Source organism: Micromonospora rosaria (assembly GCF_001567585.1).
In the GTDB taxonomy this organism is placed as follows: Bacteria; Actinomycetota; Actinomycetes; order Mycobacteriales; family Micromonosporaceae; genus Micromonospora; species Micromonospora rosaria.
The window spans coordinates 1-22,823 of sequence record NZ_LRQV01000081.1; the positions used below are offsets into that span (position 1 = coordinate 1).

Below are 22,823 nucleotides of genomic sequence, written 5' to 3' on the forward strand. Positions count from 1 at the left end.
GCTTCCGGTACCCCCGTCCCGCCCGGCGGTCGCGCGGACGGCGCGGCGGCGACCGGCCCCGGCGCGGGCGGACCGGCCACCGGTGGCGCGGGCCGGGCCGGCCCGGGTGGTGGCACCTCCGGCGGGGGGAGCCCCACCGGAACGGGCGAGGGTGCCGCCGTCGAGGGCGGTGCCGGGCCCAGCGGCCCGGAACTGGCCCGGGCGGTGCTGGACGCGGCGCGGGCCAAGCGGGAGGCGGCGGCCCGGACCCGGCGGCGCAACCCGGCGAGCACGGACGGCGAGGGCGGCCAGCGGCGGCTGCGGGGCTACTCCGGCCCGGGGCCGGACCCGCGCGACCCCCAGCCGCTCGGCGCGGTGCTGGCCCGGCTGGTCAAGGCGCGGGGCTGGGCCCAACCGGCCGCCGAGGCGACCGTCTTCGGCGCCTGGGAACGGGTGGTCGGGCCGGACGTCGCCCAGCACAGCCGGCCGGTGAAGCTGGAGAACGGCGAACTGACCGTGGAGGCCCGCTCCACCGCCTGGGCCACCCAGCTCCGGCTGCTCGCCGGGTCGCTGTTGCAGCAGATCGCCCGCGAGGTCGGCCACAACGTCGTCCGCAAGCTGCACATCCACGGGCCGGCCGCGCCCTCGTGGTCGCGCGGCCCGCGCCGGGTCCGGGGCCGGGGCCCCCGCGACACCTACGGCTGACCGGTCGCGGACGGGTTCCCGTCCGCCCGCGACGGCGCCGGCCCTGCGATGCGGGGCGGCCGGCCGGCCCAAACGGTCAGGCGGTCAGGCGTCGGCGTAGACGGCGTAGCCCCGGTCGGCGCAGCGGCGGTAGAAGGCGGCCAGCACGCTCAGCTCCGGGCAGGTGAAGCTCCACTGCGGCGGGGCGCCCGCCTCGTCCCGGAGCCCGTCGAGACGGCTGTCCAGCCAGCGGAGCTGCTGCTCGGCCAGCCGGCCGTCGGCGAGCAGGGACCGCAGCACGGCGCTTACCGACTCGAAGGTCACCGCCTCGCCGTGTGGGCGGTGCGCCGCGACGAACCGCTCGATGCCGCCGGCCACCCAGGAGCAGCCGTCCGGGTCGATCACCGGGTCCTCGTCCTCGGCCGCCGCCTCCGTGGCGTAGAGCACATTTTCCAGGCCGAGGATCAGGTCGACCAGTTCGGTGTACGCGGTCGCCCGCACCGTGCCGGTCTTGGCGATCAGTTCGGCGAGGGCCGCTGTCGGCGCGGAGACCCGTGGCATGTCCACGATCTCGCCGAAGTCGACGAACTCCGCAGGTGCCACCGGGTCGTAGAAGCGACCGGTCCGCGGCCAGTGCACCGCGACGTTGTCCAGCCCCATCGGGCGTCACTCCTCACCGCACGTGTCGAGCCGATCGTGTCGATCGTCCGTTTTCGGCCTGGAAAGATCAAGACCGGTCCACCGGTGTGGCAAACGTACGGTACGGCACCCGGTGTCCGGTGCCCGCCCCGCTCGGTGCCGAATCCGACCCGATGGCCGGCGGCTGCCCGCGACCCCCCTTGGCGTGTAAGGGGGGTCGCGGGCAGCGGGGTTCGGCCGGCTACGGAGTTCTCAGCCGCCGCGCAGGGGTGCCGAGTGGTGGTTCTGTCGGCCGCGCACAGTAGGATTGACAGCGAGACGAAGACCCGATGCGGTGCGACGGATGCGGGCCCCGACGGCCCGTGATCATTGTCCACGTCGAGTCGAGCCGATCGCGATCCGCGGGCGACCGCGGCGACCGGCGCGTTCGGCCCGTACCCCGGAGAATCCCGGCACCGGTCCGCGCGTCGACGTCGCGTCCTGTCCGCCGAACCCGCGCCCGACGCGCCCTGCGGCGCGGACGGCGCGAGAAAGTGGCCGAGGGTGGCAGACAAGCAGGAGTACGGCGCCGAGTCGATCACCGTCCTCGAAGGGCTGGAGGCGGTCCGGAAGCGCCCCGGTATGTACATCGGGTCGACCGGTGAGCGTGGTCTGCACCACCTCGTCTGGGAGGTCGTGGACAACGCGGTGGACGAGGCGCTCGCCGGCCACTGCGACACCATCGACGTGGTGCTGCTGGCCGACGGCGGGGTCCGGGTCACCGACAACGGCCGGGGCTTCCCGGTCGACCTGCACCCGAAGCTGAAGAAGCCCGGCGTCGAGGTCGCCCTCACGGTGCTGCACGCGGGCGGCAAGTTCGACGGCAAGGCGTACGCGGTCTCCGGCGGCCTGCACGGCGTGGGCGTCTCGGTGGTCAACGCGCTCTCCACCCGGATGGCGGTGGAGATCCACAAGGCCGGCTTCGTGTGGCGGCAGCAGTACACCAACTCCAAGCCGAGCCCGCTGGAGAAGGGCGAGACCACCGACCGGACCGGTTCGGCGGTCTCCTTCTGGCCGGACCCGGACGTCTTCGAGACCGTTGACCTCGACTTCCAGACCATCTACCGGCGGTTGCAGGAGATGGCCTTCCTCAACCGGGGCCTCACCATCCACCTGCTCGACGAGCGGGTGGCCGAGGACGAGGACGGCAAGCAGCGCGAGGTCACCTTCTGTTACAAGGGCGGCATCGCCGACTTCGTCCGGCACCTCAACGCCTCGAAGAACCCGATCCACAAGTCGGTGGTCGAGTTCGGGGCCGAGGAGGAGGGCATGTCGGTCGAGATCGCCATGCAGTGGAACGAGTCGTACGGCGAGTCGGTCTACACCTTCGCCAACACCATCAACACCCACGAGGGCGGTACCCACGAGGAGGGCTTCCGGGCCGCGCTGACCGGCATCGTCAACCGGTACGGGGCGGACAAGAAGCTGCTCAAGGGGGACGAGAAGCTCTCCGGCGAGGACATCCGCGAGGGGCTGGCCGCGATCATCTCGGTCAAGCTGGCCAACCCGCAGTTCGAGGGGCAGACCAAGACCAAGCTGGGCAACACCCCGGTGAAGAGCTTCGTGCAGCGGGTCTGCAACGAGTGGCTGGTCGACTGGTTCGACCGCAACCCGGCCGAGGCGAAGATCATCATCACCAAGGCGTCCCAGGCCGCCCGCGCCCGGATCGCCGCCCAGCAGGCCCGCAAGCTGGCCCGACGCAAGTCGCTGCTGGAGTCCGGCTCGATGCCGGGCAAGCTGGCCGACTGCCAGTCCACCGACCCGCGCGAGTCCGAGGTCTTCATCGTCGAGGGCGACTCCGCCGGCGGCTCGGCCAAGCAGGGGCGGGATCCGCGGACCCAGGCGATCCTGCCGATCCGGGGCAAGATCCTCAACGTGGAGAAGGCCCGGATCGACCGGGTCCTGAAGAACAACGAGGTCCAGGCGCTGATCACCGCGCTGGGCACCGGCATCCACGACGACTTCGACATCGAGAAGCTGCGGTACCACAAGATCGTGCTGATGGCCGACGCCGACGTCGACGGTCAGCACATCCAGACCCTGCTGCTCACCCTGCTGTTCCGCTTCATGCGTCCGCTGGTCGAGTTGGGGCACGTCTACCTGGCCGCCCCGCCGCTCTACAAGATCAAGTGGAACAAGAAGGGCGACGACGCCCAGTACGCCTACTCCGACCGGGAGCGGGACGGCCTGATCGCGCTGCGTCAGCAGAAGAAGCCGAACGCCCGGCCGGACGACATCCAGCGGTTCAAGGGCCTCGGCGAGATGAACTATCCCGAGCTGTGGGAGACCACCATGAACCCGGCGACCCGGACCCTGCGCCAGGTCACCCTCGACGACGCCGCCACCGCCGACGAACTCTTCAGCGTGCTGATGGGTGAGGACGTCGAGGCACGCCGGTCGTTCATCCAGCGCAACGCCAAGGACGTACGGTTCCTCGACATCTGATCGCCCTCGCCGGACCGGCCGGGGTTCACCGGCCGGTCACCGGTCCACAGAGTTATCCACAGCTGGGCCGGTATCCACAGCGGTTATCCACAGCACAAAAACGACTCTGAGTCTGATAAGGGTTAACAGTGACCGATACTCCCGAGTCCACACCGAGCGAGCCGGAGACCCCGGAGACCACCGCGGCCGTGGTGGCGCACGACCGGATCGAGCCGGTCGGTCTCGAGGTGGAGATGCAGCGCTCCTACCTCGACTACGCGATGAGCGTGATCGTCGGGCGGGCGCTGCCGGACGTCCGGGACGGTCTCAAGCCGGTTCACCGCAAGATCCTGTACGCCATGTTCGACTCCGGCTACCGGCCGGACCGGGGGTACGTGAAGTGCTCCCGGGTGGTCGGCGACGTGATGGGTCAGTTCCACCCGCACGGTGACTCGGCGATCTACGACGCCCTGGTCCGGATGGCCCAGCCCTGGTCGCTGCGCTACCCGCTGGTCGACGGCAACGGCAACTTCGGCTCCCCCGGCAACGACCCGGCCGCCGCCATGCGGTACTGCCTGACCGGGGACGCCCGGATCCGCACCCTCGACGGCACCGTCCGGATCGACCAGATCGTCCCGGACGCGGCGCCGAGCAGCGAGACCGACATCGAGCTGAAGGTCCGCGACCGTAACGGCGACCCGGTGCACGCCTCGAAGTTCTTCCACTCCGGCGAGCACCCCACGCTGCGGCTGCGCACCCGCGAGGGGTACGAGCTGACCGGCACCCACAACCACCCGGTGCTCTGCCTGGTGGACGTGGCCGGGGTGCCGACCCTGCTGTGGAAGCTGCTCGCCGAGATCTCCCCGGGTGACCGGGTGGTCCTCCAGCGCAGCGTGCCGGACGAGATCGGCTACCCGATGCTGGAGCACGTCGAGGCCGCCGTCCTCGCCGGCGCCTTCGTCAGCGAGGGCTGGGCCTCCGAGCGGCGGGCCGGCTTCAACAACGTGGACCGGGAGTTCTTCGTCCGCGTCCTCGCCGCCTACGACCTGGCCGTCGGTGGCCCCCGGTACGTCTCGGAGCGGGTGATCGCCTCCGGCAGCACCCTGCACGAGCTGGACGTGCAGGATCTGACCGCGCTGCGCGCGAGCGTGCTGGCCGAGCTGGTCGGGGCGCGGAGCGCGGCGAAGTTCGTGCCGGAGTTCGTCTGGCAGGGGCCGGCCGCGATCAAGCGGGCCTTCCTCCAGGCTCTCTACGAGGGGGACGGCTCCTCCTCGCTGCTGCCCCGCAACACCATCCAGGTGTCGTACTCGACCCGCAGCCAGCGGCTGGCCCGTGAGGTGCAGCAACTCCTGCTGGAGTTCGGCGTGGTCAGTAGGCAGTGCCGGTACGACGACGGCGAGATCAAGGTCGTGGTGACCAACCGGCGGGACGCCCGGATCTTCGCCACGCAGGTGGGCTTCCTCGGCCGCAAGCAGGCCAAGCTGGAGTCCGAGCTGGCCTCGGTGCCGGCCAGCAGCACGGCGCTCTCCAGCGACCACGTGCCGCTGGTCGGCGACTTCATCCGGGCGCACGGGGCCACCCGGTGGACCGAGCGGGACTGGCTGCGCCGGCACAACGTGGACCGGATCGAGCGGTGGGAGCGGGACCGGGCGGAGATCGCCGCCCGGATCACCGAGGCCGAGGTGCTCGACGTGGTCGAGCCGTTGGTGGACGGCCGTTTCTACTACGCCGAGGTGACCGGGATCACCGACGCCGGGGTGCAGCCGGTCTACAGCATCCGGGTCGACACCGACGACCACTCCTTCGTCTCCGACGGCTTCGTCAGCCACAACACGGAGTGCAAGCTCGACCCGCTGGCGATGGAGATGCTGCGGGACATCGACGAGGACACCGTCGACCTCCAGGACAACTACGACGGCCGGGCCAAGGAGCCCACCATCCTGCCGTCGCGGATTCCGAACCTGCTGATCAACGGCTCCGAGGGCATCGCGGTCGGCATGGCCACCAAGATCCCGCCGCACAACCTGCGCGAGATCGGCGCGGCGGTGCAGTGGTGCCTGGAGAACCCGGAGGCCGACGAGGCCACCACCCTCGAAGCGCTGCTGGAGATCGTCAAGGGGCCGGACTTCCCGACCCACGGCCTGATCGTGGGCCAGGCCGCCATCCAGGACGCGTACCGCACCGGGCGCGGCTCGATCCGGATGCGCGCCGTGGTGGAGGTCGAGGAGGACAAGCGGGGCCGCCCGGCGCTGGTGGTCAGCGAGCTGCCGTACCAGGTGAACCCGGACAACCTCGCCGAGCGGATCGCCGAGCTGATCAAGGAGGGCAAGCTCGCCGGCATCGCCGACATCCGGGACGAGTCCTCCGGGCGTACCGGTATGCGGATCGTGCTGGTGCTCAAGCGCGACGCGGTCGCCAAGGTGGTGCTGAACAACCTCTACAAGCACACCCAGCTCCAGGAGACCTTCGGCGCCAACATGCTGGCCCTGGTCGACGGGGTGCCGCGCACGCTGAACCTGGCGCAGTTCATCCGGTACTACGTCGAGCACCAGATCGAGGTGATCCGGCGGCGGACCGCGTTCCGGCTGCGCAAGGCCGAGGAGCGGGCGCACATCCTGCGGGGCCTGAGCAAGGCCCTGGACGCCCTCGACGAGGTGATCGCGCTGATCCGGCGTTCGCCCACCGTCGAGGACGCCCGGCAGGGCCTGATCCGGCTGCTGGAGATCGACGAGATCCAGGCCACCGCGATCCTGGACATGCAGCTGCGCCGGCTGGCCGCCCTGGAGCGGCAGCGGATCCTCGACGACCTGGCCAAGCTGGAGCTGGAGATCGCCGACCTCAAGGACATCCTGGCCAAGCCGGAGCGGCAGCGCCGGATCGTCTCCGAGGAGCTGGGCGAGATCGTCGCCAAGTGGGGCGACGACCGGCGGACGAAGATCGTGCCGTTCGACGGCGAGGTCTCGATGGAGGACCTGATCGCCCGCGAGGACGTCGTGGTCACCATCACCCGCACCGGGTACGCCAAGCGGACCAAGGTCGACCTGTACCGCTCGCAGCGGCGGGGCGGCAAGGGCGTCAGCGGGGCGACGCTGCGGCAGGACGACATCGTCAGTCACTTCTTCGTCTGCTCGACGCACGACTGGATCCTGTTCTTCACCAACAAGGGACGGGTGTACCGGGCCAAGGCGTACGAGCTTCCGGAGGCCAGTAGGGTGGCCAAGGGCCAGCACGTGGCGAACCTGCTCGCGTTCCAGCCCGACGAGCAGATCGCACAGATCATCGAGATCCCGAACTACCAGGTGGCCCCCTATCTGGTACTCGCCACGAAGAACGGCCTGGTGAAGAAGACGCGGCTTGAGGAGTTCGACTCCAACCGGTCCGGCGGCATCATCGCGATCAACCTGCGCGACGAGGACGAGCTGGTCGGTGCGGTGCTCTGCGCGCCGGAGAACGACCTGCTGCTGGTGTCGCGCAACGCCCAGGCGATCCGGTTCAACGCCACCGACGAGGCGCTGCGGCCGATGGGCCGGGCCACCTCCGGCGTGATCGGCATGCGCTTCACCGACGACGACGCCCTGCTCGCCGTCGAGGTGGTTCGGGAGGGCCTGGACGTTCTGGTGGCGACGAACGGTGGATACGCGAAACGCACCCCGATCGAGGAATATCCGGTCCAGGGCCGGGGAGGTAAGGGGGTGCTGACCGCGAAGATCACCGAGCGTCGAGGCGGCCTGGTCGGCGCGGTGGTGATCGACCCGGACGACGAGCTGTTCGCGATCACCAGCAACGGTGGCGTCATCCGGACTCCGGTGAAGCCTGTACGCCGTACCCGTGACCGGAACACAATGGGGGTCAAGCTGATGGACCTTCCGGACGGCGTGACTATCGTGGCGATTGCTCGCAATGCCGACGAGCCTGACGAACAGGACTAGTTGAATGACGGAGACACAGGCGAAGTCGGGGAACAAGGGGACCTCGGCCAAACCGGTCGACGAGAAGTCCGCGAAGAGCGGGGCACCGGCGGCCGGCCGCGCGGCCGTGGGCCGGGCAACGGTCCCCGCCGACGCGCCTGCCCCGAAGTTCACCCGGGCCCCGGGTATGGCACCGCCGCCGGACAAGCCCGACGAGGCCGGGGCGACCGGCAAGAAGGAGACAGCCGGGGCCGAGGCGACCGCTGCCGTCCCGGCCGCCGCGTCGGCACGTCCGAACACCACACAGCCGATCAAGACGGGTACGGGTCAGGCGGGTGCCACCGGCACGACGGCCCGGCCCGCCTCGACGGCGGCCACCGGCACGCTGCCCCGGGTGGGCGCCCCCGGTGCCGGCGCGAAGCCCGGGGAGGCCCGCCTGTCCGGCGCCGGCCGTCCGGCCAACGGCGGAGGCCTGCCGCCGGGCGTTGGCGGCGCTGCCGCCGTCGGTGCCGCGCGGGTGGGTGAGGCGGTCCGTTCCGCGCGTACCTCGGTCAGCTCGGCCGCCTCGCGCGGGCCGCGCCGGGCCCGGCTGAACCTGAAGCGGATCGACCCGTGGTCGGTGATGAAGTTCGCCTTCGCGGTCTCCGTGGTGCTCTTCATCGTCGTGGTGGTCGCCACCTCGGTGCTCTACCTGGCGTTGGACGCGATGGGCGTGTTCCAGAGCGTCAACGACAGCCTCACCGACCTGGTCAGCGCCAGCGGTGGGCAGAGCGGTGGCTTCCAGATCACCGCCCGGGGTGTGATCCTCACCTCGGCGCTGGTCGGTCTGGTCAACGTGGTCCTGTTCACGGCGCTCGCCACGCTCGGGGCGTTCGTCTACAACGTCTGCGCCGACCTGGTCGGCGGGGTGGAGCTGACGCTCGCCGAGCGCGACTGAGCTTCCGACCTCCGCAACGCCGGGGTGCCGCATCCTGCGGCCCCCGGCGTCGCGCGTTCCGGGTCCCGGCCTCGGCCCGAGGATGGCAGACCCGGTGCCGTCGGCCCGGTGACCTGGCGTACGGGGCACGTCGGCCGGTGCCAAAAGCGGTCGCCCCGGTGTTCCGGGTGCGGGTAGCGTCAGGGGTGACGGGTGCACGGCGACCCCGGTTTGGGGCGCGGTGGGCGGATGGGTTAACCTTGCTCGTCGCTTGCGGGGCTATAGCTCAGTCGGTTAGAGCGCAGAGCTGATAACTCTGAGGTCGCTGGTTCGATTCCAGCTAGCCCCACCGCACGTCGTCCGACATCAGTCGAGCGCTAGGGGTCGCCCCATGGTGAAGAAGATTCTGTTGCTGGTCGGCATCGTCGGTGTGGCGGCCCTGGTGGCCAAGAAGGTCAAGGACGCCAGCGACGAGCGCGCCCTCTGGCACGAGGCGACCACCGCTCCCGACCTGCGGTGACCATGGCGGCGTGACCGCCGTCCGCTCGGGGCCCTAGCTCAACTGGCAGAGCACTGCCTTTGCAAGGCAGGGGTTAGGGGTTCAAGTCCCCTGGGCTCCACCCAATCTGGATCTTCAAACCTGCGACATGAGCGGGTTGGTATCTGTCCCCTCCCGTAGGACTTGCGCGCTGCACCTGTGCCAGCGCGTGCACCAGCGTCCCGACCTGCTCGCACCAACGAGGGGTCAGCAGGCACCGACACCGTGCCGGGCTGTTTCGGCGCCGCTGGCTCAAGGGCGGGCGTTTCCTCAGCTACCGCCGGAGATAGGTGAGAACGGCCTGGACGCGTTTGTGCGTCGTGTCGTCGGAGCCGAGGTCGAGCTTGGCGAAGATGCGGTTGATGTGCTTGGCGACCGCCGCTTCGCTGACGACCAGCGTTTCGGCGATCGCGGCATTGGTCCTGCCCTCGGCCATGAGGGCGAGCACGTCGGTCTCACGCGGGGTGAGGTCGTCGAGGCGGGATCGGTGCCGGAGGAGCTTGCGGACCACCTGGGGGTCGATGACCTCGCCGCCGGCGGCGATGGTGTCGAGTGCGCGGAGGAAATCGTCCACGTCGCCGACGCGATCCTTGAGGAGATATCCGATCCCGCCGTCGCCGGTGGTGAGCAGATCGGCGGCGGCCCGGCCGGAGACGATCTGTGAGAGGACGAGGATGCGTTCGGTCGGGTTGGTCGCGCGCAGCGTGCGTGCCGCCTGGATGCCCTCGTCGGTATGGGTCGGCGGCATCCGTACATCGATGATTGTGACGTCGGGGCGGTGCGTGCGCACCGCCGCCAGGAGTGCGTTGCCGTCGGGGACAGCGGCGACCACCTCGTGACCGGCCGTGGCGAGGAGTCGGACGAGCCCTTCTCGGAGGAGAGCGGCGTCCTCGGCGATCACGATGCGCACGGGACCTCCAGGGTGATGCGGGTGGGGCCTCCGATCGGGCTGGCGATTGCGACCTGACCGCCGAGGGTTTCGATCCGGTCGATGATGCCGAGCAGCCCCGTGCCGTCGGGGCGTGCGCCGCCACGACCGTCGTCCTCCACCGTGACGTACGTGGTGCCGTCGGGTTTGTGCTGTGCGAGCAGCAGGACGGCGGTGGCCTGAGCGTGTTTCGCGACGTTGGTGAACAGCTCGCTGGCCGCGAAGTAGATGCCGACCGCCACCTCGTCCGGCAGGTCGTCCGGCAGGTCGATGTGTACGGAGGCTCTCAGGCCGGCGGCTTCGGCGCGGGCGGCAAGCTCGTCGAGAGCGTCGGCGAGGTCGTGTTCGCGTAGCGCGGCGGGGTAGATGCCGTGCACGACGTCACGGAGTTCGTCGATGGCATGTTGCGCATCGGCGCGGGCCTGGTCGATGAGCGGGATGATGTCCGCTCCGCGGTCGTGCTGATACCGCAGCGCACCGAGTGTCATGACGACGGAGGTGAGTCGCTGCTGGACGCCGTCGTGCAGGTCACGCTCGATCCGCCGCCGCTCGTCATCGAAGGCGGTGGTGATCCGCGCACGGGATCGGGTGAGGTCGTGCAGCCGCTCGGTGTGGTCGTTGTCCGGTTCGCTGATGAGCAGGCGGGTGAGGTGCCGCTGACCTTCGGCGGCGAGGGTCACGAGGTGGAGGCCGAGAATCATGATGACTGCGCCGAGGGCGGCGAAGCTGAGCTGCGCGAGCGGGTTCTCGGTGACCGTGGAGCCGGGCAGGTCCGACACCGTCGTGACGGCGGTCGGGTCGATGCCCAGGACGAGGATGACGAACAACGCGATGCTGGTGGCGATGGTCGCGGCGGGAGCGAGTAGCACGACGGAGAGCAGGGCGAAGATCAGCAGGGACAGTGGGACCAGGACCACGCCGTGCAGGAGTTCCGTCCAGGTGGCCCGGTCACGGGCGCGCTGCCGCGTCCAGGCGGCGAAGCCCGTCGAGGCGTCCGAGGTGTGCGGATTCGGGACTGGCCGCAGGTCCACCCACCGCAGGCGCCACCGTTCGACGTGGCCGAGCGGCAGGCCGGCGAGGGCCAGGAGAGGCCAGCAGGTCAACGCCCACATCATCGAGACGGCGGGGGTCATGGCGAGATAGGCGAGCGATCGCCACGGCCAGGAGGTCACGAGGAGACGTAACGGGTGACGACGCAACGCCGCGCCCGGGGTCGCGATCGTCGCTCGCCCCGTGGTCTCGGCCCCACGTCCCGGATTCCGCACACCGCCCATCTTCGCCTGCTCGCACGAATCGGTACGGAACGTCACCACGCGCGGACTACCTGAAGCGGATCGGCCGTCATTGCCGTGCGGGCGGGCGCGAGGGTGCCGAGCAGGGCAGCCAGGTAGGTGCATGCGACGATCGCGAGGAAGGCCGAGCCGACGAAAGGCAGCCAGATCGTGTCCGTGAGCAGGTATCCGTAGCCGATCATCGTGACGGCCGCGATGGCGGTACCGGCGACGATCGCGGTGGTGGCGACCACGAGGGACTCGATCAGCAGCGACCCGGCGATCTGAGGGCGGCGCGCCCCGGCGAGCCGGAGCAGCGCGAACTCGCGTCTGCGGGAGATGGTGGATGCGATCAGCACGTTGATCGCGGAGAAGCCCGCGTAGCCGCCCAGGACGACGACGACCATGAGAACGATCCAGTTGTCGCCGCTGGCTTGCGCCGCCACCTGCGCCAGGTGCTCGTCGCGGTCGGTCGCCCGTGCACCGGGGGCCACGCTCGACAGCGCATGGTTGATGGCGGTCAGGGCAACATGTTGGTCGGTGTCAGGATCGAGGGCGACGTAGACGGCGGAGGCAAAGGGCTCCAGGACGTACGGCGTGAGGGTGTCCAGCGGCAGCACGGTGTCGCTGACTCCCATCGGGTCGCGGTAGATCGTGCTGAGGACGGCGCTGCCGGGTGTTCCGTCCGGGTACCGGAAGCGTACGGAGCCGCCGATCTGCCAGCCCTCCCCGGCGGCGACGACCTGCGACGCGGCGATGCTGCCGTCGGTGAAGTCCGCCCACGTACCGGCCACGACCTCGTAGTGGAGCACCTGACCGAATCCGGTCGGCTCCACGCCGGTCACCGTGCCGTTCGAGCGCATCGTCGGTGTCTCGTCGAAGATCAGGCGCGACGAGAGGCTGCCGGTTGCCGCTGCGACACCCGGTACGGCTTCGAGCGCCTCGACCGCGCCGAGCGGCACGCCGAGCTGGACACCACCGGTCACCACGACATCGGCGGTCACCTGGTCGGCGTAGACCTGGGAGCGCGCCTGGTAGTTCGCGCCGTCCTGGAACAGTAGTACTGCGCTGACCGCCACCAGCAGGGTAAGCGGGACCGACACGCCCGCCGCGCGGCGCAGGTCGGAGCGGATCGACCGCTCCGCGATGAAGCCGCCGAACCACGAACGCAGTAGCTTGCCCAACGGCGTCAGTACACCACGCAACAGCGTCGGCCCCAGCAAGATCGACGCACCGACGAGCAGCGGGAAGGCCGTCACGACGAGCATGAGCGCGATCCCGCCGCCCACGGTCGTGACCGGACCGCCCAGGGCGAATGCTCCCGCCAGGCAGGCCACAGCCGTCGCCAGCAGCAGCCATCCGAAGATCGTCCCGCCTCGCCCCGCCGCGCCGGAGGGGATGTCGGACTCGCGCAACGCGTCCAGCGGCGCGACGCGGGTGGCCCGTCGCGCCGGAAGCCAGGCCGCCGCCAGCGCCGCCAGCACCGCGGCAGCGGCCCCGGTCAAGAGGGCGAGCGGCTCCGGCGACACGACCGCTCCCCGGGCCATCAGATCCTGTGCGACGAAGAACTCACGCGCCAGCTCGGCAAGCACCATACCGACGCCTGCTCCGACAACGCCGCCGAGCGCACCGATGATGGCGGCCTCCCCGGTGACGAGGCGGCGGATCAGCCGTGGCGTGGTGCCGACGATGCGCAGCATCGCCAGCTCGCGTCGTCGCTGCCCGATCGAGACGGTGAGCGTGCTGGAGATGACGAACACCGCGTTCGTCAACGCCAGGAGCGCGATCGCCATGAGGAACTGACCGGACCCGCCGGCTAGCTCGGCCTGGCGCAGGTCAAGCTGAAGGCTCCCGGCGCGGGCCTCGCCGGTGAGTACCTGGAGGCCGGGGACGGCGTGTCGCAGCGCTTCGATGTCCGTGGTCGACACCAGCGCGGCGACCGGGGCGCCACCGAACTGCGCGGCCGTCGCACCGACGAAGAACAGGGCGTGCTCGAACTGCTCTCCCGGCCGCCTCACGATGCCGGTCACGGTGAACTCGTCGGTGCCGGTGGCGTGCGCGACCCGAACCGTGTCGCCCACGCCGATGTCGGCGGCCGTCGCAACGGACTCGTCGACCGCCACGTCACGTGGTCGGTTCGGTTCCCGGCCGGTGGTGAGCGAGGCGTTGTCGGCAAGCGCGGTCGACCACGGATGCCCCCAGGAACGCGTGAAAGCGTCGCCGGTCACCCTGCCATCCGGAGCGACCAGGTAGGCGGGGAACGGCGACTCGACGGCGACCGCCGTGACACCAGGCGCGTGGCGGATGGCGTCGGTCTGCTCGTCGGTCAGCCGTGGCATGGACGGCAGATCGAGCGCGAGCCCGCTGGCCAGGGTGATGCTCGCCGGCGGCTTGACCACGGCGTCGACGGCACCGAACCGCCAGCTCGTCACGCTCGCGGCACCCTGTCGCCCCTGCGCGCCGGCGATCAGCAGAGCCGCCGTCACCAGCGACGATCCCACCACGACCGAGAGCAGGGCAGCGAGGACGGCGAGCTTCCGCCGCGCCAGGCTCCGCCAGGCCAGGACGATCATGCTGGTGACCCGTTCGTCGCCAGCCGGCCCAGGATGTCCCCGGCCGAGGGGTTCCGCAGCTCGCCCTCGACGCGGCCGTCCCTGAGGAACACGACCCGGTGCGAGCGCGCGGCGGCGGCCGGGTCGTGCGTCACCATCACGATCGTCTGCCCGAACTGCTCGACGGCCAGCCGCAGGAAGTGCAGCACCTCGCTGCCCGTGTGGGAGTCCAGGTTCCCGGTCGGCTCGTCGGCGAACACGACTGCGGGACGATGCGCCAGTGCCCGGGCGATCGCCACACGCTGCTGCTGGCCCCCGGACAGCTCGTGGGGGCGATGCCGCAGGCGATTACCGAGACCGAGTACCTGGACCAGGTGAGACGTCCACTCCGGGTCGATCCGAGGCCCGCCGATGCGTTCACTGAGGGTGATGTTCTCCTCGGCGGTCAGCGTCGGAATCAGGTTGAACGCCTGGAACACGAAGCCCAGCCGGTCGCGCCGGAGTGTCGTCAGCCGCGCCTCCGACAGACGCGCGAGGTCCGTGCCGGCGACGACCACCGAACCCAGACTCGGACGTTCCAACCCCGCCAGACAGTGCAGCAAGGTCGACTTGCCCGACCCCGACGGCCCCATGATCGACGTGAACCGACCGGGCTCGAACGCGATCGAAACCCGATCCAGAGCGGTCACGGCAGACGTCTGACGGCCGAACGTGCGCGTCAACTCGACCGTGTGGACGATCGGCGACGACGCGGTGCCACCTGTCGCCCCCGGTGCTGGCGGAGGAACGGGCTGCGAAGACGGGAAGGGCATACGCCCATCCCAGGCGAGACGTGCGCCGGAGTCGATGGCACTGGCCACCGTCTTCTCGGTAACGCTGGCGTTACCGACGGGGCCCGACCAGCCGCGGCTACGCTGTGACTGCGCCGACACTCACCGGCCGTTGTCCCCGGGTGCGAGCAGGCAGGAGGAGTTGACATGTCCTCGGAGCCGGAGCCGGGTATCGCGCCCGACGAGACGCGGGACCGGAACTGGGTCGGCGACCCGATCCTGATGACCGTCGACGGGCAGGACTTCCGCGTCCGTGCCTACCGTGCGCCGTCCGGCGCGTGGGGCTACGACTTCGACTGGCTGAGCGGGCCGCACGAGTACGGCTTCGGCAGTTCGGGGGCGGGGATGAGCCGGGCCGAGATGGAGCAGGCCATCCGTAGTTTCCTCGCCGAGATCGACCCGGCCACCGGGTACCTGGCGGAGTAGCGTGCGCGCGGGGCGCGCCGCCGTCAGGTCAGGGAACGGGCGCGGGTGGCGACCACCGTGGCGGTGCCGCCGGTGGTGAGACCCGAGATCAGGTACGCCCGGTCGGTGCCGTGGGGGAAGACGGCCCAGAGGGCCGGCGGTCACCGGGTACGACGTCTCCTCCTCAGGTCGTAAGTCGAGTGCCGTCCTGCGCCAGATGTCGGGCCGGCGGCGGGCGGCGAGGCTGGTGGGGAGCCCCCGGGTGCCGCCACCGGACCCCTCCGGACATCCGGGAGCAGCGGAAGGCAACAGGACGACGTGATTCACGACGACGCACCCCGAGGGGTCGCTTTCCGATCCCGCCCGCCCCGGTCCGGTTCCCGTACCGTCCGCCTCGGCGCGGTCCTGGCGACCGTGGCCCTCGTCGCGGCGTCCACCGTCGGCTGTGGTGCGGGCTCGTCCCCGGCCGTCGGGGCCCCGCCCGTCGGCACCCCGGCCGCGCCGGGTGACCCGGCCACCCTGACCGAACAGGACGTCGTCGCCTGGCTCGACGGCCTGCTCCCGGCGGCGCTCGACCAGGCCGGCATCGCGGGGGCCACGGTCTCCGTCGTGCACGACGGGAGGATTCTCACGGCCCGGGGGTACGGCCACGCCGACACGGGCGTGGACGGCGGCGCGGACGCCAGCGTGGTACCGGTCGATCCGGAGCGGCACCTCTTCCGGGTGGGCTCGGTGTCGAAGGTCGCCACCGCCACCGCCGCCCTGCAACTCGTGCAGAGCGGCGCCGTCGATCTCGACGCCGATGTCCAGCAGCATCTCGATTTCACCCTGCCCCGCCGCTACGACGAGCCGGTCACGCTGCGGCACCTGTTGACCCACACCGCCGGGTTCGAGGAGCGGGTCGGCGGGCTCATCGGCGGTGAGGGGACCCGCGCCGACCTGCGGAAGGCGCTGGTGACCGAGCCGCCCGAGCAGGTCTTCGAGCCGGGCACGGTGCCCGCCTACTCCAACTACGGGTACGCGCTGGTCGGGTACCTGGTCGAACGGGTGAGCGGGCTGCCCTTCGACGAGTACCTCGACCAGAACGTCCTCACCCGGGCCGGGATGACCTCGTCGACGTTCGCGCAGCCGCTCCCCGGCGACCTGCGGGACCGGATGTCGCAGGGGTACGCCGACTCGTCCGGCCCGGCCCAGCCGTTCGAGATCGTCGGCGTCGCGCCCGCCGGGTCGCTCACCGCCTCGGCCACCGACATGGCCCGGTTCATGCTCGCCCACCTGGGTGAGCGGGTCGGGGAGACGCCCCTGCTCGACCGCCCGACGCTCGATCTCATGCAGCGGCCCGGCCTCGACGCGAGCACGCTCGGCGCGCTGGCCGAGGGGCCCCGGATGACGCTCGGCTTCTTCGACGAGAGCCGCAACGGCCGGCGGATCCTCGGGCACGGCGGGGACACCCGGTTCTTCCACTCGCACCTGCAGGTTTTTCCCGACGAGCGGGCCGGCGTGTTCGTCTCCCTGAACAGCAGCGGTACCGCCCCGATGGCCAGCCACGACCTGCGGCAGGCGGTCCTCAACGGCTTCGCCGACCGGTACTTCCCCCGGACCGGGGCGGTGCCGGCCGGGACCGTCGACGCGCAGACCTCGGCGGAGCACGCCGCGCTGGCGGCCGGCACGTACGAGAGTTCGCGGGGGATGCGGAGCACCTTCCTGACCACCGTCGGCCTGTTCGACCGGACCCGGGTGAGCGTCCGGTACGACAACCGGCTGCTGTTCGAGCCGGCCCCGCACTCCGCCAGCCCGGCCGTGTTCGAGGAGGTCGCCCCCTGGGTCTGGCGGGAGGTCGGCGGGCAGCGCGTCGTCACCATGCGGGTGGTCGACGGAGCGGTGGAGGCCATCGGCTTCGAGTCGGCGTTCGCCCTGCTGCCCGTCGCGCCGCAGCGCAGCACCGGGCTGGCCCTGCCGGTGCTCGTCGCCTCGACCGTCGTGCTCCTGCTCGCGGTGCTCTCGTGGCCGGTCGGTGCGGTCGTCCGTCGCCTGCGGGGTCGGGCCCCACGTGACCGGGCGGGGCGGACCGCGCGGGTGCTGAGCCGGGTCGCCGTCGCCGGTGCCCTGCTCGCCCTCGTCGGCTGGGCCGTGGCCGTCGTCAGCATCATGGGTTTCCAGGACGTCCCGGCCGCCACGCTGCGCGTGGTGCAGGCGCTGCAGCTGCTCGGTGTGCTCGGGGTCCTGCCCGCCGTGGTCCGGCTGGTCGACGACGTCCGTCGCCGGGTGGGCTGGCCCCGGATCGTCGGCAGCACGCTGGTCCTGCTGGCGCTGGCCGGCACCGGGTGGTTCGCCGTCGAGTTCATGCTGCTCGCGCCGAGCGTCTCCTACTGACCGGCGGCTCCGACCGGCGAATGTCCACCGCTGGCGGTCGGCTCCCGCCGACGACCCCGCTGCCGGTCGGCTCCCGCCGACGACCGGCACCCGAAGGAAGGACACCGGACCCGATGGGCGCGCCACGACGAGCGGCAAGGATGATCAGGACATGACGGACCAGCCCGGCACCGGCCCGGGGACGGCCCAAGCGCCCGGCGTGGCGCCCCGGTTCGTCCGGCGGTTCGACGAACGGCTCAGCCGGCTCGGGCTGACCGGGCGGTTCGCCCGGGACTGCCTGCTGGCGGCGGTCGTCACGGTCGTGACGTTCGCCCTGATGGGGACGCTCTTCTGGGCGGTGGCCCCGGCGGAGGGGCTGGCCTTCGACCCGGCGGAGGCCTGGCTGGTCGTGGCCGCCTGCTGTGTGCAGGCGATGCTGCTCTGCCTGCGCCGGGTCCGTCCGGTGCTCTGCCTCGCGCTGGTCGTCGGCCTCCAGGTCGCCGTGCTCACGGTGGTACCGCCGGAGGTGATGGCCCGGGGGCTGCCCCCGCTGATCGCCGCGTACACCGTCGGCACGCTGCTGCCGCTGCGGACCGCGCTGCTGGTCTCGGCGGGGGCGGTGGTGGTCGACGCGGCCGGCGCGGTCACGGCGGCCCTCGCCGGGACCTCCGGGCTGCTCGGTGTGGTGGTCGGTCACGTCGCCGCGGGCTCGCTGACCTACTTCGGCGCGACCTTCGTCGGCAACTACGTCGTCACCCACCGGCGCAACGTGGAACTGCTGCGGTCGCAGGCGGCCGAGGCGGTCCGGGCGCAGCAGGAGAAGGTCCGGGCCGCGATCGGCGCGGAGCGCGCCCGGATGGCCCGTGAGCTGCACGACGTCGCCGCCCACCACCTCTCCGGGATGGTGGTGCAGGCGGCGGCGGCCGAGCGGCTGGTGGACCGCGACCCGGAGGCGGCCAAGGAGGGCGTGGCGTGGATCCGCGCGCAGGGCAAGGAGACCCTGGACAACCTGCGGCTGGTCGTCGGGGTGCTGCGGGGCCGGCCGGGCGGCCTGGGCGAGGAGGGCGGGCCCGACCCCGGCGACCAGCACGCCCCCGTACCGGGGCTGGCGATGCTGGACGACCTGGTCCGGACCGCCCGGGGTCTCGACACCTCGGTCGACCTGGTCCGCGAGGGGTCGGCGCGGCCGGTGCCCCCGATCGCCGACGTCGCGCTGTACCGGACGGTGCAGGAGTGCCTCTCCAACGCCCGGCAGCACGCCCCGGGCGCCCCGGTCCGGGTCGTGCTGCGTTACCTGCCACGGGCGGTGGCGCTGGAGGTGGTGAACGAGCCGGCCACCCGACGTGCCGAGCCCGGGGTGCGGACCAGCAGCGGGGTCGGCCTGATCGGCATGCGGGAACGGGCGCAGTTGATCGGCGCGGCCTTCACGGCCGGCCCGACGGCGGCGGGCGGCTGGTCCGTCGCGGTGACGCTGCCGACGGGACGGGACGACCTCCCCGCCCCGTCGCCGACCACGAAGGGAACCGAGCCGGCATGATCAGCGTGATGCTCGTGGACGACCAGGCGGTCGTGCGGGCCGGCTTCCGCGTCATCCTCGAACAGGCGGGGGACATCGAGGTGGTGGCGGAGGCGTCCAGCGGCTCCACGGCGGTCGAGGTGGCCCGCCGGACGAACCCGGACGTCATCTGCATGGACGTCCGGATGCCGGGTGGCGACGGGCTGGCCGCGACCCGGCAGATCGTCGCCGAGGCGTCCGGGTCGCCGCCGGCCGTGCTGGTGGTGACGACGTTCGACCTCGACGAGTACGTCTTCGGCGCGCTGGAGTCCGGCGCCAGCGGGTTCATCCTCAAGGACTGCGAGCCCGAGGACCTCGTCGACGCCGTCCGGCGCCTCGCCAGTGGTCAGGGGCTCGTCGACCAGGCGGTGACCCGTCGGGTGATTTCGGAGTTCGCCCGGCGTCGCCCGGCACCGGCGTCCGACGCGGCGGCGGCGTACCAGCTCACGGCGCGGGAGACCGAGATCGTGCGGCTGCTCGCGCAGGGCCTGTCGAACGTGGAGATCGCCGCCGAGCTGCACATCGAGACCAGCACGGTGAAGTCGCACCTCGGCCGCGCGATGGCCAAGATCGGTGCCCGGGACCGGCTCCAGACGGTGGTGTGGGCGTACCAGAACGGGGTGGTCGCGCGCTGACCGGCCCGGCGGGTCAGGTCACCCGCCCGACGGTCGACGGCGGCAGATGAACCGAAATCGCCTTCGGCTCGGCGTTTGGGTATCGAGCCGTGGGTCTGTAACCATCCGTGTCGTGCTGTTGACAATTCGAGACGACGGCCTGGAGGTACGGCAATGACCGGGCGGCTCGGCACGCTCCTGCGGCGGCACCGGACGGCCGCCGGGCTCACCCAGGAGGAGCTGGCCGACCTCGCGGGCGTCGCGGTGCGTACCGTGCGCAACCTGGAACTGGGCCGGGTGGCCCGGCCGCAGCGCCGGACCGTGGAGGAGCTGGCCGACCGGCTCGGCCTGTCGGAGTCGGACCGGTCCCGGCTGGTCGCCGTCGCGCGCGGCGGTGACGTCGAGGACGTCGACGACGCCGACGACGAGCAGGCCGGCTCGCTCCCCGGCGACCTCGCCGACTTCACCGGCCGGGCCGAGGAACTGGGCCGGCTCGCCGAGGAGGCGGAGTCCGCCGGCCGGGCCGGGGCGATGCGGATCGTCGTGGTCAGCGGCCCGCCCGGGGTGGGCAAGACCAGCCTGGTCGTGCACGCCGCCTACGAGCAGGCCCGCCGCTTCCCGCGCGGGTCCTTCTTCGTCGACCTGCGGGGCATGGACGACGAGCCGACCACCCTGGCGCAGGCCCTCGACCAACTGCTCACCGCGCTCGGGGTGGCGCAGCTCCCCCCGTCGACGGACGCCCGGCTGACGCTGTACCGCGCCCTCAGCGCCGACCGGCGCGGCCTGCTGGTGCTGGACAACGCCCGGGACGAGGCCCAGGTGCGCCCGCTGCTGCCCAGCGGGCCGGGCTGGCTGGTGCTGGTCTCCAGCCGCAACACGCTGGCCGGGCTGGCCGGGGCGCACCGGGTGCCGTTGCGCGAACTCACCGACGCCGAGACGCACACCCTGCTCACCGAGGCGGTGGGCGGGGGGCGGATCGCCGAGGAGAGCGCGGCGGCGGTGGAGCTGGGCCGGCTCTGCGGCGGGCTGCCACTGGCCCTGCGGGTGGCCGCCAACCGGCTCGCCGTCCGGCCCGAGTGGAGTGTCCAGTCCCTGGTGGAACGGCTCCGCGACGAGCAGCGGCGGCTGGACCTGCTGCGCGCCGGGGACATCGAGGTCCGCAGCGCGTTCGAGCTGTCGTACCGGCTGCTCGACGGCCCGGCGCGGCGCGCGTTCCGGCTGCTCGGGGCGGTGCGGCTGCCCGGGTACTCGGCCCCGGTGGTGGCGGCGCTGACCGACGAGCCGGTGCCGGTCACCGAGGACCGCCTCGACGCCCTGGTCGACGCGGGCCTGCTCACCGCCGCCGCCATCCCCGGCCGGTACGCGCTGCACGACCTACTGGCGATCTTCGCCGCCGAACGGATCGACGAGGAGGAGACCGCCGCCGACCGGGAGGCGGCCCGGGAACGCCTCGCCGGGCACCTGCTGGGCCGGACGGCGGCGGCGGAGGGCTGGCTCGACCCGGCCTGCCCGGCGCCGGGACCCGGCTTCCCCACCGCGACGGCTGCGGTGAGCTGGCTGGACACCGAGCGCCCGGCCTGGTGGTGGGCGGTCCGGTACGTGGCCGCGCGGGGTCGCCACCACGACGTGCTCGCCGCCGCCCGGCACCTGTACTGGTACTCGGACCGGCGGCACCTGGCGGTGCCCTGGGACGAGCTGTTCGCCCTGGGGGTACGGGCCGCCCAGGCGATCGGCGACCCGGTCGCCGAGGCCACCCAGCGCAACAACCTCGGCTGGGCGCTGCACCTGGTCAACGACGAACTCGACGCCGCGTACGCGCAGCACAGCGCCGCGCTGGCGCTCGCCGAGGCGGCCGGGGACCGGCGCACCATCGCCTGGTCCCGGTGCTACCTGGCGGGGCTGCTGCGCAAGCGCGACGACCCGGTGGCGACCGCCCAGGCGGTGGAGCACTTCCGTACCGCCCGGGGACTGCTGTGGGAGGTGGACGACAAGCTCGGCTGGATCGTCGCGTCGTACTCGCTGTCGGACCTGCTCCGCTCGATCGGGCAGCTCGACGAGGCGTTGCGGATGGTGCAGGACGCCCACGACGGTTGGGCGACCGCCCTGCCGGACCGGCTCTCCAGCCGGCCGCTGCGCGGCTGGATGCGGCTGCGGCTGGGGTTGCTCCAGGCGGACTGCGACCGGTTCGCCGAAGCGGAGGCCACCCTGCTCGCGGCGATCGAGGACTTCGTCGCCGGGGACGACCCGAACGGCAACGGCCGGGTCCACCTGAGCCTCGCCGAGGTGCTGCTGCGGGCCGGCGAGCCGGACCGGGCGCGGGACCTGCTCGACCGGGCCACGAGCCTGCTCGAAGCGGTCAACGACGTTCCGTCGCTGCGCCACGCCGAACAGCTCCGGGCCCAGTTGGAGGCCCCGCTCAGGTGACCGGATCGGTGGCGGTGCCCCGCCGCTGCACCAGCCCGAGGGTGATCGCCTGCCGGGTCAGCTCGGCCTTGTTGCCGACGTCCAGTTTGGACCTGATCCGGGTCAGGTAGGTGTTCACCGTGGCCTCGGAGATGCCCAGCCGGCGGGCCGCCTGGGCGTGGGTGAGGCCGTGCGCGATCAGCTCCAGGGTCTCCGCCTCCCGGGGTGCCAGCGGCGGCCGGCGGGACGCCCGCGCCCGTGCCCGCTCCCGCCCCGGGCCGAGGTCCGGCGCGCAGGACGGCGTCGGCCCGCCGCCGGGCGCGTCGACGGGGTCACCCGGGCCGGGTCCGCGCGTGGCCCCACCACGGCCCACGCCGGACCCGGCACCGGTCGCTCCGCCGCGCAGCCTGGCGGAGAGCATCGGGCAGAGGTAGAAACCACCGGCGGCGGCGACGTCCAGCGCGATCCGCAACTGGGTCTGCTCGGTGGCGGTGCTCACCACCGAGCGGGCGCCGGCCCGGATCGCGTCCACCGTCGCGGCGGTCGCCGTCTCCGGCACCAGGACCAGGGTCGGGTACCGGGCACAGGACCACCGCACGGCGTGCAGCAGCGGATCGACGAGGATCACGACCGTCTCCGGCCCGGCCCCGTTCTCGGTCACCTGGTGCACCGCGTCGACGGTGATGCGGCGTCGTACCCGTTCGTTGCCTCCGATCAGCTGGTGCACCCCGCGCCGGGCCAGTGGCTCGGCCACCACCACACACACGTCGAACATCGCCCACCTCT

At 72.0% G+C, this 22,823-nt stretch carries 16 protein-coding genes and 2 tRNA genes; 12 read left to right on the plus strand and 6 right to left on the minus strand.

Going from position 1 to position 22,823, the window contains the following annotated elements:
• A partial coding sequence (locus AWW66_RS20240; protein ID WP_245648386.1) for a DciA family protein occupies positions 1 to 684 on the plus strand: 684 nt, incomplete at its 5' end.
• Between the two features lie 84 nt (positions 685 to 768).
• Here the strand turns inward: AWW66_RS20240 and AWW66_RS20245 are convergent.
• Positions 769 to 1,323 carry a hypothetical protein gene (locus tag AWW66_RS20245; RefSeq protein ID WP_067368798.1) on the minus strand — a complete coding sequence of 185 codons (555 nt, stop codon included), beginning with the start codon at positions 1,321 to 1,323 and terminating at the stop codon, positions 769 to 771.
• Between the two features lie 522 nt (positions 1,324 to 1,845).
• Between AWW66_RS20245 and gyrB the strand changes: the two genes are divergently transcribed.
• The 6 genes from gyrB to AWW66_RS20270 all read left to right on the plus strand — a co-directional run bounded on the left by gyrB (position 1,846) and on the right by AWW66_RS20270 (position 9,209).
• Positions 1,846 to 3,786, plus strand: a complete 1,941-nt coding sequence (gene gyrB / locus AWW66_RS20250; RefSeq protein WP_067368800.1) for a DNA topoisomerase (ATP-hydrolyzing) subunit B — start codon at positions 1,846 to 1,848, stop codon at positions 3,784 to 3,786.
• Between the two features lie 128 nt (positions 3,787 to 3,914).
• A complete protein-coding gene (gene gyrA / locus AWW66_RS20255) occupies positions 3,915 to 7,694 on the plus strand; it encodes an intein-containing DNA gyrase subunit A (RefSeq protein WP_157527623.1) in 3,780 nt (1,259 codons plus the stop codon).
• A gap of 4 nt (positions 7,695 to 7,698) precedes the next feature.
• On the plus strand, positions 7,699 to 8,610 hold the full coding sequence (locus AWW66_RS20260; protein ID WP_067368803.1) for a DUF3566 domain-containing protein: 912 nt from the start codon (positions 7,699 to 7,701) through the stop codon (positions 8,608 to 8,610).
• A 254-nt stretch (positions 8,611 to 8,864) separates the two neighbouring features.
• Positions 8,865 to 8,938: transfer RNA gene (locus AWW66_RS20265), tRNA-Ile, on the plus strand.
• Between the two features lie 42 nt (positions 8,939 to 8,980).
• Positions 8,981 to 9,109 carry a DLW-39 family protein gene (locus AWW66_RS34895; protein ID WP_211272031.1) on the plus strand — a complete coding sequence of 43 codons (129 nt, stop codon included), beginning with the start codon at positions 8,981 to 8,983 and terminating at the stop codon, positions 9,107 to 9,109.
• Between the two features lie 27 nt (positions 9,110 to 9,136).
• Positions 9,137 to 9,209: transfer RNA gene (locus AWW66_RS20270), tRNA-Ala, on the plus strand.
• A gap of 192 nt (positions 9,210 to 9,401) precedes the next feature.
• Here AWW66_RS20270 and AWW66_RS20275 read toward each other — a convergent pair.
• Genes AWW66_RS20275 through AWW66_RS20290 form a run of 4 tightly spaced genes read right to left on the minus strand, consistent with a single transcriptional unit; the run spans position 9,402 to position 14,690 of the window.
• Positions 9,402 to 10,037, minus strand: a complete 636-nt coding sequence (locus tag AWW66_RS20275) for a response regulator transcription factor (protein WP_067368807.1) — start codon at positions 10,035 to 10,037, stop codon at positions 9,402 to 9,404.
• Positions 10,025 to 11,452 carry a sensor histidine kinase gene (locus AWW66_RS20280; protein ID WP_211272032.1) on the minus strand — a complete coding sequence of 476 codons (1,428 nt, stop codon included), beginning with the start codon at positions 11,450 to 11,452 and terminating at the stop codon, positions 10,025 to 10,027. Before AWW66_RS20280 ends, AWW66_RS20275 begins: the two co-directional genes overlap by 13 nt.
• Positions 11,362 to 13,899, minus strand: coding sequence for an FtsX-like permease family protein (locus AWW66_RS20285; RefSeq protein WP_067368809.1), 2,538 nt, complete (start codon positions 13,897 to 13,899; stop codon positions 11,362 to 11,364). The genes AWW66_RS20280 and AWW66_RS20285 overlap by 91 nt, the downstream gene beginning before the upstream one ends.
• Complete coding sequence (locus AWW66_RS20290) at positions 13,896 to 14,690, minus strand: ABC transporter ATP-binding protein (protein ID WP_083978660.1); 795 nt, start codon at positions 14,688 to 14,690, stop codon at positions 13,896 to 13,898. Before AWW66_RS20290 ends, AWW66_RS20285 begins: the two co-directional genes overlap by 4 nt.
• A gap of 165 nt (positions 14,691 to 14,855) precedes the next feature.
• On the opposite strand from AWW66_RS20290, the gene AWW66_RS20295 reads away from it, so the two are divergent.
• From AWW66_RS20295 to AWW66_RS36045, 5 genes are all read left to right on the plus strand, one after another.
• Entirely contained in the window at positions 14,856 to 15,134 is a 279-nt protein-coding gene (locus tag AWW66_RS20295) for a hypothetical protein (protein ID WP_211272033.1), read from the plus strand.
• A gap of 393 nt (positions 15,135 to 15,527) precedes the next feature.
• Positions 15,528 to 17,486, plus strand: a complete 1,959-nt coding sequence (locus AWW66_RS20300; protein WP_211272034.1) for a serine hydrolase domain-containing protein — start codon at positions 15,528 to 15,530, stop codon at positions 17,484 to 17,486.
• Positions 17,487 to 17,637: 151 nt separating this feature from the next.
• Entirely contained in the window at positions 17,638 to 19,002 is a 1,365-nt protein-coding gene (locus AWW66_RS20305) for a sensor histidine kinase (RefSeq protein WP_067368812.1), read from the plus strand.
• Complete coding sequence (locus AWW66_RS20310; protein WP_067368814.1) at positions 18,999 to 19,655, plus strand: response regulator; 657 nt, start codon at positions 18,999 to 19,001, stop codon at positions 19,653 to 19,655. Before AWW66_RS20305 ends, AWW66_RS20310 begins: the two co-directional genes overlap by 4 nt.
• 153 nt (positions 19,656 to 19,808) lie before the next feature.
• On the plus strand, positions 19,809 to 22,058 hold the full coding sequence (locus AWW66_RS36045; protein WP_067368817.1) for an ATP-binding protein: 2,250 nt from the start codon (positions 19,809 to 19,811) through the stop codon (positions 22,056 to 22,058).
• Here AWW66_RS36045 and AWW66_RS34900 read toward each other — a convergent pair.
• Positions 22,051 to 22,812, minus strand: a complete 762-nt coding sequence (locus AWW66_RS34900) for a response regulator transcription factor (protein WP_211272035.1) — start codon at positions 22,810 to 22,812, stop codon at positions 22,051 to 22,053. The genes AWW66_RS36045 and AWW66_RS34900 overlap by 8 nt on opposite strands.
• Positions 22,813 to 22,823: the final 11 nt, after the last annotated feature.